Raw genomic sequence first — 17,396 nt, 5'->3', positions numbered from 1 at the left:
CCGATGGTAGTGTGGGGCTTCCCCATGTGAGAGTAGGTCATCGCCAGGCACTAAATTACCCTTGAGTTCGCTCAAGGTTGTGAAAACCCCGAGCACTTCGTGTTCGGGGTTTTTGCTATGCATCAAAAAATCCAAGCATCGGACATATATTAACTAATGTTCAGTTCAGCAGATAAAGAAAATATCAAACCCACGAAGCACCAGAGCGCTTGGTTGAAGAGGGCTATGACATATTTTCTACCGCTCATTCTGGTTCTTCTTGCAGCAACATGGACGAGAGCAGACCCAGTGGCTAGTGGCATTTTCGAGCTTATCAATCAAAGGCTTGCTTATATGCAATACGTCGCTCTATCAAAGGCGTCCACGCATAGTCCCATTGCAAATTATGATAGGGAGCTGAAAGTATTAAAGAAGGCAAAAACAGAGGCCAAACAATTAGGGTTAAATGCCGAGTCATTGTCTTTTTTCGTTCAGGCTCAAATGGATGTAGCAAAGGCCATTCAATACCGTTATCTGGCTGACTGGCAGGTCGATAAACCTTCTCACCTTACCGCTATGGATCTGGATCTTAAGATCAGGCCAGAATTACTGAAGATAGATAAAGAAATATTGACGAAGCTAAAATCATATCTGGATTCAGGGCAAACAATTGATGGTCATCTTCAGCATGAGTTCTTCAAAGCTATCAATATTGAGCACATTACGGATAAAGATAAGGCCATACTATTTAACAGCCTTGAGAAAGTAAGGTTGAGATAGACATAAGGTTTTGCGTTGAAGAAAGCGCCAGAATTAACGTAGAGTTGTCAAACAGCTAATGGTGATAAAAGTTAGCAGGGATTCAGTATTAAAAAGCCCCTTTACAGGGGCTTTTTAAATTAAGCAGTTTGTTGGGCTGACATATTAATGGGCATTTTCAGTTTATTGACCAAAAAGTTCAGCAAAAGACCGTACATTGGCAGGAAGAACAGCATACTGATTGCTAACTTATAGCCATAGTCAACCAACGCAATTTCCATCCAATGCTCAGCCATAAACGGGTCAGCTGAACCTGCAAAAGCCAAGCTGAAGAAGCTCAACGTATCGATAAAGTTACCGGCAACGGTAGAGCAGGCGGGCGCCACCCACCAAACGGCATTTTGACGCAGGCGGTTAAAGACTGTTATGTCCATCACCTGCCCAATGAGGTAAGCGGCAAAACTGGCCACTGCTATGCGGGCAACAAACACATTAAACTCTGCAAGACTTCCCAGCCCCATAAAACTGCCTTCAACAAACAGAACGGAAACCACATAAGAGATCAGCAGTCCGGGGAACATAGAAAGGAAAATAATCCGCCGAGCTTGCTCAGAACCATAAATGCGAACCGTCAAATCTGTCGCCAGGAAGATAAACGGGAAGGTAAACGCGCCCCAAGTGGTGTGCATTCCAAGGAACTGAAATGGAATTTGTACGAGATAGTTACTGGCAGTAATCGTAATAACGTGGAATAACGACAGTAAAAATAAAATGTTCAGATTGCGAGTGCTGGTTAGCATTACAAATCCTTTTTGATAGAGGTGAGGGAACTCGGGCATCCTGGACGCCTTAAAACAGCGCAACATTCTACTGATTGTTGGTCATCAGGGCAAAATGAAAAATACTCACAGGGTATCGGTTAAAATTGAATGTTGCCTGAAGTATGCTTTCGATGGAGACTGAGTGGATGATATTTAGCCGTCAGTACAATAACGATAATGGAGTGGTTCAATGTTAGTCTGGTTCCGGAGGGGATTCTTTTTTCTGATAGCCCTCGCTTTCATTAGTATTCTAACCGTGTTTGTTCTTTTGTATCAGAGCTTGCCTCTGCTTGATGGTGAAGTGAAAGTTCCAGGCTTAGCCGCTGCCGTCTTTATTGATCGTGATGATCAGGGCACGCCACTGATTTCAGGCAGTAACCGAAGAGATGTGGCCTTTGCTATCGGTTATCTACACGCCCAGGATCGCTTTTTTCAGATGGATTTGAATCGAAGGAATTCGGCAGGTGAGTTGTCTGAACTGGTCGGCGGAATGGCTCTGGAACATGATAAACGACAGCGGAAGCATCGATTTCGCCAAGTTGCCCGAAAGTCGGTCGAGCAGGCAACGGCGGAGCACAAGGCACTATTGAATGCTTATGCCCGTGGAGTTAATCAAGGCATCAATGACCTCGGACAAAAACCGTTTGAATACTTGCTGCTTGGTGTAGAGCCTGAGCTATGGAAGCCTGAAGATACCTTCCTGACGGTATTCAGTATGTATATGGACCTAAACGACAATGAGGTGAAGCTGGATAACCTTAAAGGCTATCTCAGTCGTGTAACCTCACCAGTGGTTATTGATTTTCTCTCACCACTGAAAACTCGATGGGATTCACCTATGCAACCGGGCGTTCTGCCGGATGTTCCAACCCCCGGGCCAGAACTGGTTAATCTTCGAAATAATGACACCAGCTTGTACAGCAATCTCAGTGGTACACTCATTGAAGATCAAATGATTGGTAGTAATAACTGGGCGGTGTCCGGAGCATTGACCGCCCACGGCGGTGCGATTGTGCAGGATGACATGCATTTAAGTCACCGGGTGCCTACCATCTGGTATCGAGCTTCACTCAACTACCCACACCCGAATAATCCCCAGGAAAAAATAAACGTCACTGGTGTTACGTTGCCCGGAACCCCCTTAGTGGTGGTTGGCAGTAATAGCCATGTTGCCTGGGGCTTTACCAACACGGCCGGTGACTGGGTTGATCTTGTGGAGCTGGAAATCCTTAATAATCAATACATGACCAATGAGGGGAGTAAACCACTAGAGAATTGGACGGAGACAATAAACGTCAAAGGTCAGGATTCAGTCAAGGTTAACTATACCGGTACTCATTGGGGGCCAGTGATTGACTCTGCCTATGATAATACTCAATACGCTCTGCGCTGGACTGCGCATTCGCCTGAGGCGACCAATGTAAACCTGGTCAATCTGGAATTGGTAGAGAATGTTGAAGAAGGCATGGCTGTTGCCAATAGTAGCGGTATACCTCCTCAGAATTTCACCGCTGGTGATCGCCATGGCAACATTGGCTGGACAGTGGCAGGGCAGATACCTAATCGCTCAGGCATTGACTCTACATATCCACTGCCCTGGCAGAAGGCAGATGAAAATTGGCTTGGCTGGTTGGCTCCTGAGGAATATCCAAAGGTATACAATCCCGGAAGTCATCAGGTTTGGACGGCCAATGCCCGCATCATCAGCGGTGAGGATTATAACAAAATAGGCAATGGCGGTTACGCTCTTGGCCCACGGCAAATGCAGATCCGCGATGCGCTGCTGGCGCTAGATAGTGCTGATGAGCAAGCCATGCTCGATATCGCTCTGGATCACAGGGCGGTTTACATGGATAACTGGCGTCGTTTAATTTTGGAAACTCTGACACCCGTTGTTAAAGAAGGGCATCTGGCTCGCCAGCGGTTTTATGATTATGTGGATAACTGGTCAGGCAAAGCATCGGTTGATGATGTGGGTTACCGGTTGGTGCGGGAATTCAATGATGCTTTAAAGCTGAAGATAGTGTCTGCGTTGGGTCGTTACTTTTTAGCATTGTCACCTGAAGCAAAAAGCAATGTGAATGACGGCTATATGCAAAAGCTGAACCATGAAACAGAAATGATTTGGCGTCTTCTTGATGAAAGGCCCATGAACTGGTTGAGCCCTGAATATGAAAATTGGGATGAGTTATTGATAGAAACGGTGGACGAAGTCATCGCAGATTTAGGCGGTATTGAAAAGTTGGCAACGTCAACCTGGGGTGAGAGAAATACCGCTGATATCCGTCATCCACTAAGTAACGCTATTCCTGTATTCGGCAAGCTGTTAAATATGCCAGCGGTTCCATTAAACGGCGATGTCTGGATGCCAAGAGCGCAGCGTGCCAGTCAAGGAGCTTCTGAAAGAATGGTGGTGGCTCCCGGACGTGAGAGTGACGCTATTTTTCATATGCCGGGAGGCCAAAGTGGGCATCCATTATCGCCTTTCTTCCGGACTGGTTATATGGATTGGGTTGATGGCAAGCAGAGCCCTTTCTTACCTGGAAAGGTGAGTCATACGTTAATGCTGAAGCCTTAAACTTCAGCAAGCTGGTCTTGATAGCGGTCTCGCCAATTAAAAGACAGTGCCAGTAGAATAAAACTGGCGACTGCCGGCAAAATGCCCGGTGCTAACAGCCAACCATGAGAGCAGAGCCATTCAAGCGCGAGGGGAGTGGCTCCTCCAAACAGACAAAACGCCAGATTGTGGCTGAACGCCACGCCACTGAAGCGAGCGTCGGTTGGAAAAAGCTCCACCATAGAGGCTTCGTATACGCCATTCACCATAGCCAGCGAAATCACCAGCGGTATAAACGCCAAGGCTGTTGGAATACTGCCTTGCGAAAAGAAATATATGGATATGGGTGCAACCAGTGTCATGAGTACAGCACCAAGTCGTATCATTGGAATGCGACCAGTCCAGTCAGAGATCACCGCGAAGATAAAACAACTGATAGCCAGCGCTGAAAACAGGAAGAAACTGATGGATGCCCATGAGAATGGTTGTGGGGCATATTCCTTGAGGTATCTTGGCATAAAGAAGAGTACAGATACGGTAACAGCGGGAACCGCAGCCAGGCTCACACCTTGAGCCAGTTGCAGTCGATAATGTTTGATGAGCGTAATAATAGGGACGACCGTTTTAGGTTTTTGTTGCAGGGACTCAAAGACGGGTGTTTCTGTCAGTTTGTATCTTAGCCATAGGCTGAGTAAGCCTATCATTGAGCCCGCAGCAAAAGGTAATCTCCATGCCCAGTCATTGACTGCAGCCTCACCAAATTGCTGATGGATCAACCAAACCACACCGCTGGCAAGGATGTTGCCGAACGTGACGCCAAAGATGATCAAACCTGTGACGAGCCCCCGGCGATTATTCTGAGAAAACTCTGATGCGTAAACAACAGAGCCTGGTATCTCGCCCCCAAGTGAGGCTCCTTGAAGCACCCGAAGACAGAATAAGAGGATCGGTGCCAAATCGCCCAGCGTATCAAACCCAGGTAGTAGAGCTATGCCCAAAGTACTCAAAGACATGAGTACCATGGAATTCATGTAATAAGGCTTTCGCCCATAACGATCGCCGAAGTGGCTGTAAATAAAACCGCCAACAAAACGAGCGATATAGCCGGCAAAAAAGACAATCAGCACCGGCATGATGTTGCCCATGCTGGAAGCCGAAGGGAAAAAATTGTTTGATATAGCGCTGGCTAGAAAAATAAGCAGGGTGAAATCGTAAAATTCCAAGGTTGCGCTGAGAGTCGTTACCAACCTTAGACGGCAAGCTAAGTACATAAAGATGTCCCATTATTATGGGTAATCAAGGTGGCTGAAAACTGAAATCTATACATGGTAGGAAAATGTTAATCACCCATAACTACTAATTCCTTGAGAAAATATAATAGCATAAAAGAATAATGGTCTATTCTTTTAACCGGTCAGTCATAAATGAGTTAGATAATAGATAATAGGATCTTTAAATGTCCAATTACGCCATTCACCATGGCTATACGATGTCATGAGAGTAGGATCCTACCCCTGTGCTTTGTATCGCAACTGTCCAATTAGCCAGAAATGTTCGATTCCAAGTGGCCCGCGACTTAGATGAAAGCCGTTCTTGGGCAACTGCTGACAATTGATCAATGGAAGGTATAAATGTTCATTAATAAAATATTTATCAGTATTGTGGAAGAAACTGAAAAACTACATCTATTCTGATCGATCGACTAATTTATAAAATGTAGAAAAAGGCTAACATGTGGAATTCAACTACTACTAATATGGCTCCTGTTAATACACTGCTTTCAGTGTTAACCGTTATGAATGAGCCACGGCAAAATGCTACTTATAAAGGTAGATCGGTGGAACATATCAGTGCTGGTTCATCCACTTCACGTTATAAGAAAAAATCTGAGCATCCAACATTCAAAAATAAAGAGTTACAGAGAAGAAGTCCGGCTAAAAAAAAGTGGACGCAGAAGACGCAGATACCAAGGCCTGATGGAGCGAGAAATAAAACTATAGAATCATACGCTGGCAAAAAAGTATCAGGTCATAGAGTGCCAAAGCTGGGTGCACCCAACGATAATCATGCCGCAGCTAGTACCAGTAGAGTTCAACACGCTTTCAACGCTACAGTTGAGCAGAACCAATCTGCGTCGAACCTTAATAGGTCTCCAAAAAATCATACTGCACCTGAGTTAGCGCGTTGCAAAAGCTTGCTGGACGATTTGGCAAATAATAAAAGTACTATGTTCTATTCAAGCCAGCTTGCCGAGCAGGCGAAACAGTTAGCTATAAAGCTTGATGAACAGGGCAAGTCTAAAGAAAGCGGTGAAATATTCCAGTATGAGGCTTCTGATGAGCCTCATTCAAGAACGAAACGAGGGTGGTTTGGTTCCGTAGATGAGGAGAAACTCGGAAGCAGTATAGCTGGCAACCTGGATCCGTACGTAGACAACATAACAGTTGCATTGTTAGACGCATTTCAGCAGCCAGTTGATAACATTGAAAAGAAGGTTTCCAACGTCACTGACCATGCCAAAGGTGTTATCGATAGTATCTCCGGCCGAGTTGGGGTTATGGAAGATCTGGTTGAAAATGTGACTGGTAGTGTTTTTATCACTATCGGTAAGTTAATGACCAAGGCTGATCGTATGGAGTCGATGGTGAAAAATACCACTGACGACGCTGAAAATTTGTCAGACTTTGTCAGAACAACGTTGGAGGGATCAAAAAATGATTTAAAAGCGTTGTTGATGATTTCTATGATCTTTACATCGGTTGCAGGTATTTCCATTCTTGGTTTTCTAGGTTGCCAGTGTCGTAATAAACGTGGTGTGTTGTCGTTGTCTCTCAATCAAAAGGAGTTTAATGACCGGCAAAAAGACACACTTCAGTTTGCGCGTCATTTGCTAACGGCAATGAATGAAGAAACAGAAATCAGCTACAAAATTGATAAAAGCGGTAACAAGCACAGCGTGACTATTACTCCATCAAGTGTTGTTATGCAGGCAATTCTTGCCGTTGCTTATGATCGTACTCATCAAAGCAGTATTGCCGTCCCAGGCGAGGAAACAGGAGGGCTGGGTCAGAATGACAGTCCGGTCTGACCTTGCTTTTTAATTTCACCGCCCCGTTTGTAAGAGGCAGCGAACAACGATAGCAAAAAATATGTAAACTCAGGATCAATGGCTGGCAATCAGCTCTTTTCGTGAGGCATAGGTTTTCTGAACATAGTCTTCGATCAGCTGCTTATACTCATCAGCAATATGTTCGCCTTTGAGGGTAGTGAACTTTTCACCGTCAATAAACACCGGTGCTGATGGTGCTTCACCTGTCCCCGGCAAGCTGATACCAATATTGGCGTGTTTGCTTTCGCCAGGGCCGTTGACGATACAACCCATAACCGCAACCTTCATGTTCTCAACGCCTACATATTGAGAGCGCCAGCTCACCATTTTGCTGCGTAGGAAGGTGTCTACTTCATCGGTGAGCACCCGGAAGAAGGTGCTGGTTGTTCGACCACAGCCAGGACAAGCCGTGACTTCTGGGGAAAAGCTTCGTACATCCAGCGCCTGAAGGATTTGCTGAGAAACGATGACTTCTTTATCACGACTGGCATTTGGCTCAGGCGTTAAGGAGGTGCGAATCGTGTTACCGATACCCTGCTGAAGCAGAATGCCCATGGCAACACTGGAAGCCACAATGCCTTTACTGCCCATGCCAGCTTCAGTCAAACCAAGGTGCAGTGCGTATTCGCAACGATCTGCCAGCATCTGATAAACGCGGATCAGCCCCTGAACCCTTGAAACTTTGCAGGAAATAACAATCTTGTCAGCGCCTAAACCACGAGCCACGGCGGCATCCGCACTCTGGAGCGCAGAAACGACCAGTGCTTCCTGAAGGATTTCTTCCGAAGGTTTTGGGTTGGCTGACTTGGCGTTATCATCCATCATCTTGGTGGAAAGCTCTTTATCAAGGCTGCCCCAGTTAACGCCGATTCGAACCGGTTTGTTGTATTTGATAGCCACATCAATCATGGCGTTAAAGCGATCGTCTTTTTTGTTGCCAAAACCTACATTGCCGGGGTTAATGCGATATTTGTGCAGCAGTCGGGCGGCTTCATCGTACTTGGTCAGGAGAAGATGGCCGTTGTAGTGGAAGTCTCCAACAATCGGTACATTACAGTTGAGTTTGGCCAATCCTTCATAAATAGCGGGAATAGCCGCAGCGGCCTCTTCACTGTTGACCGTGATACGCACCATCTCAGAGCCGGCATCAGCCAGAAGCTTGATCTGATCAATAGTTTTTTGGACATCCGCTGTGTCAGTGTCAGTCATGGATTGAACAACAACGGGTGCGTCACCGCCGATGGTGATATGACCAACCTGAACAGCGTGGGTCTTACGACGTCTGTCCATAAACCTTGTTCTCCCGTGATTAAATGAATAGCCAAAACAGCATGGGTAAAGGGCTTCGCAGTGTATCAGAATGGTTTCTTTTGTCCTGCGATATTAACCGAACCATTTTATACCCATAGATTATAAAGGTGCAGACTTATCACGGTTTCTGCTGATCACGCTGAGCAATAAAGGGCGATGCATTAAGGTTTAGACTCAAGGAAGAAACCTCTGTTGATGAGAACATTCGTACAGGCTGATTGCCCATCTGACTGTATATCACCCGAAAAGCCATGACATTCTGCACATACTTACGGGTTTCATCGTAAGGAATGGTTTCAATCCAGATATCCATTGGCAAATGCCCTCTCTGTCTAAGCCAGCGGTTAACCGCGGTGCTCCCTGCATTATATGCCGCAGTAGCGAGTATCCGACTGTTATCAAACCGCTTCGACAGCCAGCCAAGGTGAGTCGTTCCCAGGGCAATGTTCATTTCAGGTTTGTAGAGCTCAGTGTTTTTTCTGTAAGTAATGCCCGCTTGCTTTGCCGCCTGTTTTGCAGTGGCTGGCATGAGCTGCATCAGCCCCATAGCACCGGCATGGGAACGAGCCCGGGGATGAAAAGCGCTTTCTTGGCGGGCAATGGCCACCACCCATGGGTAATCCAGATCATTTTTACTGGCATGATGGTTGAACAGGTTGGATTCTGGCGCAGGGAAACGAAGATCCAAATCGTCCCAGAGTTTTGCTCTGGCTGCGGACATAATTGCCTGAAAATGCCATTGCCACTGTTGTGCCAGATAAGGAATCATGGCTTTCTGATTGTCTGTTAATCCCGGGGTGATTCGGTTTAACTCCGATTGCGCAGAGTAAAACCGTTTATGGTAAGTCCACTCTCTGATGCGCTTGAGACCCGGATAGAATTGTTTTAGCTTTTGTATGTCCTGAGGGCGTATTTCATTGGATTGATGATTAAGTTGGAAGGGGACTCCTTTTAAATCTGCCACCAAAAATGAATAAAAGCTGCGCTCTGAACTCAATGCATTTAAGGCGGGTGTCTTTAATTTATCAGTGCTACTGACGGTTGAGATAGCACTTTTACCTTTTCTGATATCTTCCAAAAATTGCAATTGCGCCACTTCTATCCAGTAGCGCCAGCGGCTTTCATTTTTTATGGCAGGGGGCAATTTTTCAATCAGCTTAATGACTTCCGTCCAATCCTGATTAGCCAGGGCATTGCGGATGCGCCATTCGGTCACTTCATGGTATTGAAAATCCGGGTCAATTTTCGCACTGATGGCTTCGGCATCTGCACGGAAATTCTTCGTGGCCTTCAGGGCAATGCGCTGATCTACCCGCGCAGCTTCTTCCAGAGTAAATGGATGTTGCTCGCGAAGGGTGAGCCACGTTTTGATGGCGAGGTTGTAGTCCCTTGAGATCAGTTTTTTCATCCCGTGAAGCATGATGATGCGCTGATGTTCCAGTTCACCAATAAAGAAATGAGATGCGAGCACTCTTGGGTTTTTATCGATTTTCCAGAATAGCGCTGTGGATGGTTTGAATACAGCGTCTGTGATTTTATTATCCAGGTAGCGGGCAAGGGATAAATTATTCTGCTCTACAGCCATCCAGAACCGGGCGGTGATCAGGCTTTGTGTCAGCTCACCAGCGGATTTCCAGCTTTTAAACAGAGGGTCGCAACTTTTATGTTGGGACTTTCCCGTTAGCCATAGAGATTTTGCTTCCTGCCATGCCTTTTCACGGAGGCCCAGTTCTTTCAGAGCAATGCCTTTGTAGCACTGATAACGACCACCATCGTCGTGGTGGTAAGCCTCAAGATAGGACTTCCACTGTTTTGTGGTTGCCAGGTGACGCAGCCATTGTCTATGTAGTTGATCGGTTTGTGGCAGGTCTGGGTGTTTATTGGAAAATCGATCCAGCTCTCTCTGACTCAGGTTTCTTAAATTGCCAGAAAGATTAAGGTACTCAAGGTAAGGCGCCAGAGGGTAACTGCTGAGCTCTGTCTTATGCTTCCAGTAGGGACGAGTGTCTCCTTTCTTCAAAGCCCTTTCGACGGCAGTGAATAGGGAGCGCTGTTTGTCCAGCTCGTTAGCAACACTTGTCGGTACGACAAAAATCGAGGTGATTAGCCAAAAGCTAACCAGTCCTCTGAATAGAAAATTCAGCATAATATCAGGCTTCGAACTCCGAAAATCCATTTCAAAATTGAGTTAGCTTCCTGCTTAACTACCTATCTTATATTTGGCAGGGCATTATCAGTCAATCGGCAGATTCACAGACCGATGAACCCTGAGTGGACATAAATGCGCTTGAGCCATTGAGGGACGGGCGCTTGGCCAAGTGAGAAAAAATTATGAATTCTTATACCTTTACATCATAAAAAGTTTTACCAATAGTGGTTGATCTAAAAAGCGTACGCGGGAGATGTGATTCATGGCGAAAGAAACCACCGTCAGAGCAAGAATAGATGAAGCGTTAAAAGAGCAGGCAGAAGATATTCTGCGCAAGCTTGGGCTGACCACGTCTCAGGCAATCAATCTCTACTTCAGCCAGATTGTATTGCAGCGGGGTATGCCCTTTGAGGTTCGCTTGCCAGAAGAGATTGATACTGACTAAACGCTCACCAGTAGAGTAGATAGGTACCGTTGTTACTCAAAATAGCATGGCCTTGCAGCGTAATGCGTCGGTCTTCTGGGTGATATTTCTTGAGTGGTGCAATCTGGTGAAGCAATTGTCCGGAGTGGATAATCATTTTACCCACATGGTAATCGATGTACTCGCATTGACTGTTGACGTTGGTGAACCCAAATGAACTGTACCAGAGCGGTTTTTTCATTAAATCGTCATAGCTTTCAGGCCAGGTGTTCAGGCCACTTCCACAGGAAGGTAGCTCCAATGGCAGAGTGAATGACAGCGTATTTTTCTCCAGGTCTACTTGTTCATTATTGGTCCAGTTCAGCTTTATGTGTTGTCTATCCACATGACGACTGGCAACAGGAGAGAGAAACTTTTTGTGTGCCAGAAAGATATGAAACCCTGGTAATGCCTGATGCTCGGCTAACTGACACGTTAAACCTGTTGCTTCTGTCAGTGCACTGAGGACTTTTTCGTAGAGCCAGGAAAACTGATTTGCCAGAATCGGGTTCAGGCGGTCTGCTTTTTTGTAATAGCGTTTATTATAAGATTTGGAACTATCAAGGTAGCTGGCTGCACCAAGGGTATAGAAAGGCAGCTTGTCATTTCTTTGTTCCCAGATATTTTGAAGGTCATCGATTTGGGAAACCGTTTTGATAATGTCCTTGCTGGATAACAGGTCGATTGACTGCATCGTGAACTCAACTCTGGCAATGGTATTATTGGTTATCGACTTTTTGACCCAACTTTCAGGGGGAAGGGAATGATTCGTTTGTGTGCAGTGAATGATTTAGACGATCCTGGCAGTAAAGGCTTCCATAATGAACGGGGGCATCTTTTCGCTGTACGACAAGGGCAGCAAGTCTTTGTCTATGTAAACAGTTGCCCTCATTTTGGGATCAATCTTGAATGGCAGCCGGATCAGTTTCTGGATTCCGAAAAAAGGCTGATTCAGTGTGCAACCCACGGCGCACAGTTTTTGATTGAAACGGGGGAGTGCATCGCAGGCCCTTGCCCGGGGGATCAGCTTACCAGTGTTGAGTGCGAAGTGCGGGATGGGGTTGTTTATCTTCCTTGAAGCTCATAAACCCTATCCATGCTCTTGATCAATAATCTATCAGGCACAATATGTAAAACTGGTAGAAATGATTAAAAAGAGACGGACCATGAACCTGGACCAGAATCAATTGATTGCCGACGTCATGCGCAACAGCGTTGCCGGTCAGATCGAAGCTCTGAAAGCACTGGAAAGCAGGATTAACGGCAGCTTTAACGCTGCGCTTGAAGTACTTGCCGAGTGTCGTGGGCGCGCCATCATGTTTGGTATGAAGCAGTCCGGGCTGGTGGGCCAGAAAATGGCAGCCACACTTTATGCGACCGGCGTGTCCACCCACATTCTAAACGCTGCAGAAACCTGGGAAGAAAATCTCAGCATGATCGGGCCCGGTGATGTGATCATCATGCTCTCTTACAGCGGCAAAACAGAAGAGTTGCTTCGCCTCTATCCTGCCATTCGTGCAATGGGGAATAAAGTGATCGCCATCACCGGTGATCCTGCTGGCCCTGTGGCAGAGCAGGCTGATATCGTGCTGGATGCCAGTGTGGTGGAAAGTCGGGAACATCGGGAGCAGGCGCCAACCACGTACACAACGGTTCTTTTGGCGATTGGTGACTTATTGGCGGAAACGTTGATTCGTCGTCGTATGTTTAGTTCGCCTGAAGCGCAGCAGAGTGATCAGAAAATGGTCTGGGTGCGTGATGTGATGCAACGGAGTGAACTGGCGACGGTATCTCTAGATGCCAGCCTGCGTGAAGTTATGCAAACGATGACCTCTCACCGCACCAATTTGTGTCTGGTTATGGATGGCGAATTATTGTGCGGCATTATCACCGATGGCGATTTACGCAGAAACCTTGCCGGTGTTGAGAGTTTGCAAGGCATTAGCGCCCGAACCATTATGAACGGTGCACCAATTTGTGTGCAGGAAAAAGTCAGCGCTGATGAGGCTCGCCTGATGATGAAAGAACATGGTCTGCACACACTTCTGGTTAAAGACCAGGATCAGAAGCTGGTTGGTTTGCTGACGATTGGGGATTTAACAAAGGCGGTTTAGCTTTAACCAACGATTGCCTTCAGGTTTCTTGCCTGCTGATAATGCTATCCTTTACTGGGAAAATTCAGCAGGTAAGTCAAACATGCAGATTCAAGCCCGAGTACTATTGGCATTATTTTTTGCCGTCACAATGATGTTACCGGTGTTGCATGCAGAGGCCGCATCCAAACAGGAGTTAGATGCCAATGTTAAGGCAACACTGAGTAAACTTTACAAAGAAAGGCCTGCCGCCAGAGAGCTGGGCAAAAAGGCACGGGGCATTCTGGTATTTCCGAATGTGGTGAAAGGTGGCATTGGTATTGGTGGTGAGTACGGTGAAGGTGCCATGTTGGTTGGTCATCGTATCGATGCCTACTACCGAACTATTTCTGCATCTATAGGCTTCCAGCTGGGTGCTCAGGCTCGTTCCCAGGTCATCATGTTTATGACATCTTCTGCGTTGAACAAATTCCTGAACAGTCAGGGGTGGGAAGCGGGTGTTGATGGCAGTGTTGCCATTGCCGAGTTTGGTGCTGGCGGCTCCATCACCACGGAAACGGCAAAAGCACCGATTATTGGTTTTATTCTGGACAGCAAAGGTTTGATGTATAACCTGACGCTGGAAGGCTCAAAGATCAGTGAAATAGAAAAGTAATTTGATAAAGGTTCCTGACCATCAGGAACCCTCAAGATCCCTCACGTAAACTCTGTTTTGGTTTGATCGAATCTGCCCCACCAAGTAGACTCCCACAGTCGTTTCCTGCCTGCAGGAAGTCAGTTTTCGATTGCCTGGGGGGCAGTTGTGAGGAAGTCGTTTTTAGTATCTTGCAGGCAATCCGTATTGCCTGCCCTTTCAGTGCTGTTTGCGGCATTCTTTTCCAGCTATAGCGCCGCCGTTGAATGCTACAGCGAATCTCCAACCGTGATCGCTGGTGGCAATGTTTTTGATTATCAGGCTGCGCAACCACTTTCTGGCAGCGAGCGTAAACATCTTCAAGCTTTTCTCAAAAAAATTGATCGGGATTGGCAAGGTTCAGCGTCACGAATCGTCTGCGTGGGTAGTGAAGCCAATGCAAGGCAGGTCATCAGGAACACCGAGCTGGCGTTGGAGATCGAAGGCGACCATCGTCGTGAAATGACGTTCAGAGCTGAAGTGTACGATCCGCAGAGAAGAGCTAGTTACAACGAAGGCTTCAGGCTGTATCAATCAGATAGTTTCCTCCGGATGGACAGTCGTGGCCCCGATGGCAATATCGAAGTGATGAATATCACGGCCAATGAGCTGGTTTTTTTACAGCGCTACTTTGTGCGCAAACCAAAACCACCAGAGCCTGAAAAGCCGGAAGATAAGCCAGCTATTCTGCCAATCTTTCCAGACATGATTGAAAACTTATTGCCTTCTATTCAACCAGTAGATGAAGTAACCACTCTGCCAGTGGAAGAAAAAAAGCGCAAAAAACGTGAAAAGAGTGATCGGGAAGATGACTCGGAGCCCGAAGTTGAATACAGCCCGGGCGGTGTGCTCAATGAAGTGGTTCGCCATATTTCTCTGAAAGGGCGTACACTGGAAATAGATATTACGGTATACGCCAATGGTTATCTGGCATCGTCGGAGAAATGGCAACTGAGATGAGTTCCATAAAAGGCAAGATCAAGACAACTCTGAAACAAAGCCAGGGAAAGGCTCGTGATCTTGCCAGATCGGCGACAGAATCAGTAGAGGGCAATTTAGAGCGTCTGCTCAATAAGCGCATTACTCTGGGGGTCACCGGTTTTAGCGGCAGTGGAAAAACGACGCTGATCACCAGTCTTATCCATCAGCTGCAACACTTTTCTGAGGCACAGCTGGCTGCCTTTCCTCCTGCTATTCAGGAGCGCCTGTTAGGTGTTCAAATGTCTTCGTTGAATGGTTTGCCGTTATTCCCTTATCAACAGGGTATTGAAGCGCTAACCAAAGGTGGCTGGCCTGAAGCAACGCGACAGGAGTCGGGTTGTGTGCTGGAAATCAAATATCTTGCCCGGCCCGGCTTACTCAAACGACGAAAGCCCGAGATTGGACGATTATTACTGGAATTGAGAGATTATCCCGGTGAATGGCTGCTGGATTTACCCATGCTGGAGATGGATTACCAAACCTGGAGTCGTCAATGTTTCAGCTTGCTTGATGATGGTATTCGTAAATCACTGGCGTCGGAGTTGATTGCCAAACTCCATGAGATCGATCCTCTACAGCCAATCGCTTCAGCAACACTACAGTGTATATGGCAAACCTATGTGACGTATCTGCAGCAATGCCAGCAGGCTGGTTTTTCCATGATTCAGCCGGGGCGCTGGTTGCACCTGACCCCGGAAGAAACAGAACAAACACTGCCGTTTATTCCACTTCCAGCACTTCATTCATTGAGTGCTGAGCAGATAGCATCGGCACCGGATGATGCCTTGGTAAAAGTCTGCGAAAGGCATTACCAAAACTATCAAAAGAATTCTATAAAGCCTTTTTACCGACATACTTTCCAGAAGGTGGATCGTCAGCTGGTGCTGATTGACGCTGTACGCACTTTGAGTTCAGGGCAGCCAGTTTTTGATGATTTGAGGTACGCTCTGGCGCAGGCATTGCAGAGCTTTGACTATGGGCATAATGGTTTTTTGACCAGACTCATCAGCCCAAAAATTGATCGGGTTGTGTTTGCCGCCACCAAAATTGATCAGGTTCTGTCGGATCAACATGAAGCGATTCGCAGCCTGACGGCCAATCTGGTTCAAGATGCAAAACGGCGAGCGACGTTTAATGCCATTGATATGCGCTGTGAGGCCGTTGCTGCCGTTCGATCATCCACCTGTGTCGAGTATCAAGGGCGGCAAGCGTTGCAGGGAATAACGAATGATGGTCCGGGGATGTTACTGCATCCTGAAATTCCGGAAAAGCTGCCCGAGCCTGATGATTGGGAAGCAATGAAAAGCTGGAAACTTCGTCGTTTATTACCGCCTCAGGGAATGCAGTTAACGGCGGGTGGCCGACTGCCTCATATTCGTCTGGACAGCATTCTCAATGACTTGTTGGGAGATCGTTTTTAATGAGCGAAGAGAAAGACCCCTGGTTTATTCCGATATCAACGGAATCCCCTATTGAAACACCAGATTCGATCAGTGCTACGCTACCTGAGCCAATAGAAGTATTCCCGGAACTGGCTACCCGCTCACTTCGTCTTTTGAAAAGAGCGGTTATGGGTGTGCTTGCTCTGGTTGTTGTGTTGGTCACTTGGCAGAGTATTGAGCTGGTTCAGTTTCTCTATTCGTTTCACTGGTTTCCAGCGGTGCTTGCTTTGGCGTTGTTATTCATCCTGAGTATTGTTACCGGCAAGGCGGTGATCGAGTTTTTCCTGTACCAGCGGGATTTCAAAAATATAGCAAAGCTGCAGGATGTATCGGAACAGGTTCGAACCCAACGTTCACAACGGTTAAAAACGGCATGGTCTGCAGAGCTTCAAAAGCTTTACCAGAATAAGCCTCAGCAAGTTGTTTTGGAGCAAGCGTTGGCGACAATGCCTGATTACAATGATGATCGTGAGATGCTGGCACACCTGGATAATCATTTTTTTCAGAAATTGGATCAACAAGCGCTTAATCTGATTTCAAATCATAGTCAGCAGGTGGCTTTGATGGTGGCACTCAGCCCCTTTGCTGCGCTGGATATGCTGCTGGCTTTATGGCGCAGTATCAGAATGCTGGATGAGATATGCCAGATTTACGGAATCCGCCCATCTCTGCCTGCGAGGCTTCATCTGATCAGAATGGTGCTCCGGCAAATGGCACTGGCCGGTGCAACGGATTTGTTGTCGGATCAGCTGGCTGATTTTACCTCTAACCGATTGCTGGGGCTGGTCAGTGGTCAGGTGGCCAGCGGCCTTGGTGTTGGCATCTATACTGCCAGAATTGGTCTTAGAGCGTTGTCATTGTGTCGTCCATTGCCGTTCAAGGAAGAACAGAAACCCGGTATTCGTCGTCTGGCGAAGAGTATTCTCTCCACATTAGAAGCCCGCTTCAAAAAAACCAGTGTGTAGGCACTGGTGCTTCCTCCCTTGCTGAATCCTTCGTAAGACAATTTGTCGTTATATAAGAATAAGATGCTATGAGATCTATGGATAAATACGACTA

General features: G+C 46.8%; 15 protein-coding genes. 10 read left to right on the top strand and 5 right to left on the bottom strand.

Translation table 11 applies throughout. The annotated features are described in order from the left end of the window. The first annotated feature begins 156 nt into the window (after positions 1-156). Positions 157-759 carry a gamma subclass chorismate mutase AroQ gene (aroQ, locus tag Q1B11_RS16775; RefSeq protein WP_299734518.1) on the top strand — a complete coding sequence of 201 codons (603 nt, stop codon included), beginning with the start codon at positions 157-159 and terminating at the stop codon, positions 757-759. A gap of 119 nt (positions 760-878) precedes the next feature. Here aroQ and Q1B11_RS16770 read toward each other — a convergent pair whose 3' ends face one another. After that, a complete protein-coding gene (locus Q1B11_RS16770; protein ID WP_299734516.1) occupies positions 879-1,538 on the bottom strand; it encodes a 7-cyano-7-deazaguanine/7-aminomethyl-7-deazaguanine transporter in 660 nt (219 codons plus the stop codon). 277 nt (positions 1,539-1,815) lie between these two features. On the opposite strand from Q1B11_RS16770, the gene Q1B11_RS16765 reads away from it, so the two are divergent. Beyond that, on the top strand, positions 1,816-4,137 hold the full coding sequence (locus Q1B11_RS16765; RefSeq protein WP_299734515.1) for a penicillin acylase family protein: 2,322 nt from the start codon (positions 1,816-1,818) through the stop codon (positions 4,135-4,137). Here Q1B11_RS16765 and Q1B11_RS16760 read toward each other — a convergent pair. Then, positions 4,134-5,387, bottom strand: a complete 1,254-nt coding sequence (locus Q1B11_RS16760) for an MFS transporter (RefSeq protein ID WP_299734513.1) — start codon at positions 5,385-5,387, stop codon at positions 4,134-4,136. The genes Q1B11_RS16765 and Q1B11_RS16760 overlap by 4 nt on opposite strands. A gap of 566 nt (positions 5,388-5,953) precedes the next feature. Between Q1B11_RS16760 and Q1B11_RS16755 the strand changes: the two genes are divergently transcribed. Beyond that, the gene (locus Q1B11_RS16755; RefSeq protein ID WP_299734511.1) at positions 5,954-7,204 is read left to right on the top strand and encodes a hypothetical protein; all 1,251 of its coding nucleotides are present in this window, start codon (positions 5,954-5,956) and stop codon (positions 7,202-7,204) included. A 75-nt stretch (positions 7,205-7,279) separates the two neighbouring features. On the opposite strand, the gene ispG is transcribed toward Q1B11_RS16755, so the two are convergent. Together ispG and Q1B11_RS16745 are read right to left on the bottom strand one after the other, a co-directional pair. Further along, positions 7,280-8,515, bottom strand: a complete 1,236-nt coding sequence (gene ispG / locus Q1B11_RS16750) for a flavodoxin-dependent (E)-4-hydroxy-3-methylbut-2-enyl-diphosphate synthase (protein ID WP_299734509.1) — start codon at positions 8,513-8,515, stop codon at positions 7,280-7,282. Between the two features lie 139 nt (positions 8,516-8,654). Further along, positions 8,655-10,682, bottom strand: a complete 2,028-nt coding sequence (locus Q1B11_RS16745) for a transglycosylase SLT domain-containing protein (RefSeq protein WP_299734507.1) — start codon at positions 10,680-10,682, stop codon at positions 8,655-8,657. 265 nt (positions 10,683-10,947) lie between these two features. Here Q1B11_RS16745 and Q1B11_RS16740 point away from each other — a divergent pair, with 265 nt between their 5' ends. After that, a complete protein-coding gene (locus tag Q1B11_RS16740; protein WP_067583802.1) occupies positions 10,948-11,130 on the top strand; it encodes a type II toxin-antitoxin system RelB/DinJ family antitoxin in 183 nt (60 codons plus the stop codon). Between the two features lie 4 nt (positions 11,131-11,134). On the opposite strand, the gene Q1B11_RS16735 is transcribed toward Q1B11_RS16740, so the two are convergent. After that, the gene (locus Q1B11_RS16735) at positions 11,135-11,842 is read right to left on the bottom strand and encodes a hypothetical protein (protein ID WP_299734503.1); all 708 of its coding nucleotides are present in this window, start codon (positions 11,840-11,842) and stop codon (positions 11,135-11,137) included. Between the two features lie 69 nt (positions 11,843-11,911). Between Q1B11_RS16735 and Q1B11_RS16730 the strand changes: the two genes are divergently transcribed. From Q1B11_RS16730 to Q1B11_RS16705, 6 genes are all read left to right on the top strand, one after another. Continuing rightward, entirely contained in the window at positions 11,912-12,226 is a 315-nt protein-coding gene (locus Q1B11_RS16730; RefSeq protein ID WP_299734501.1) for a Rieske (2Fe-2S) protein, read from the top strand. Between the two features lie 88 nt (positions 12,227-12,314). Further along, positions 12,315-13,262, top strand: coding sequence for an SIS domain-containing protein (locus tag Q1B11_RS16725; protein WP_299734499.1), 948 nt, complete (start codon positions 12,315-12,317; stop codon positions 13,260-13,262). A gap of 82 nt (positions 13,263-13,344) precedes the next feature. Further along, entirely contained in the window at positions 13,345-13,896 is a 552-nt protein-coding gene (locus tag Q1B11_RS16720) for a YSC84-related protein (RefSeq protein WP_299734498.1), read from the top strand. A 186-nt stretch (positions 13,897-14,082) separates the two neighbouring features. Then, positions 14,083-14,874 (top strand): hypothetical protein, encoded by a 792-nt coding sequence (locus tag Q1B11_RS16715; protein WP_299734496.1) that lies wholly within the window; start codon positions 14,083-14,085, stop codon positions 14,872-14,874. Continuing rightward, positions 14,871-16,316 carry a YcjX family protein gene (locus tag Q1B11_RS16710; protein ID WP_299734494.1) on the top strand — a complete coding sequence of 482 codons (1,446 nt, stop codon included), beginning with the start codon at positions 14,871-14,873 and terminating at the stop codon, positions 16,314-16,316. The genes Q1B11_RS16715 and Q1B11_RS16710 overlap by 4 nt, the downstream gene beginning before the upstream one ends. Further along, positions 16,316-17,302 (top strand): TIGR01620 family protein, encoded by a 987-nt coding sequence (locus tag Q1B11_RS16705; protein ID WP_299734493.1) that lies wholly within the window; start codon positions 16,316-16,318, stop codon positions 17,300-17,302. The genes Q1B11_RS16710 and Q1B11_RS16705 overlap by 1 nt, the downstream gene beginning before the upstream one ends. Positions 17,303-17,396: the final 94 nt, after the last annotated feature.

It is taken from the genome of uncultured Endozoicomonas sp. (assembly GCF_947495845.1).
GTDB lineage: Bacteria > Pseudomonadota > Gammaproteobacteria > Pseudomonadales > Endozoicomonadaceae > Endozoicomonas.
This window is presented reverse-complemented; position numbering and strand designations above follow the sequence as displayed.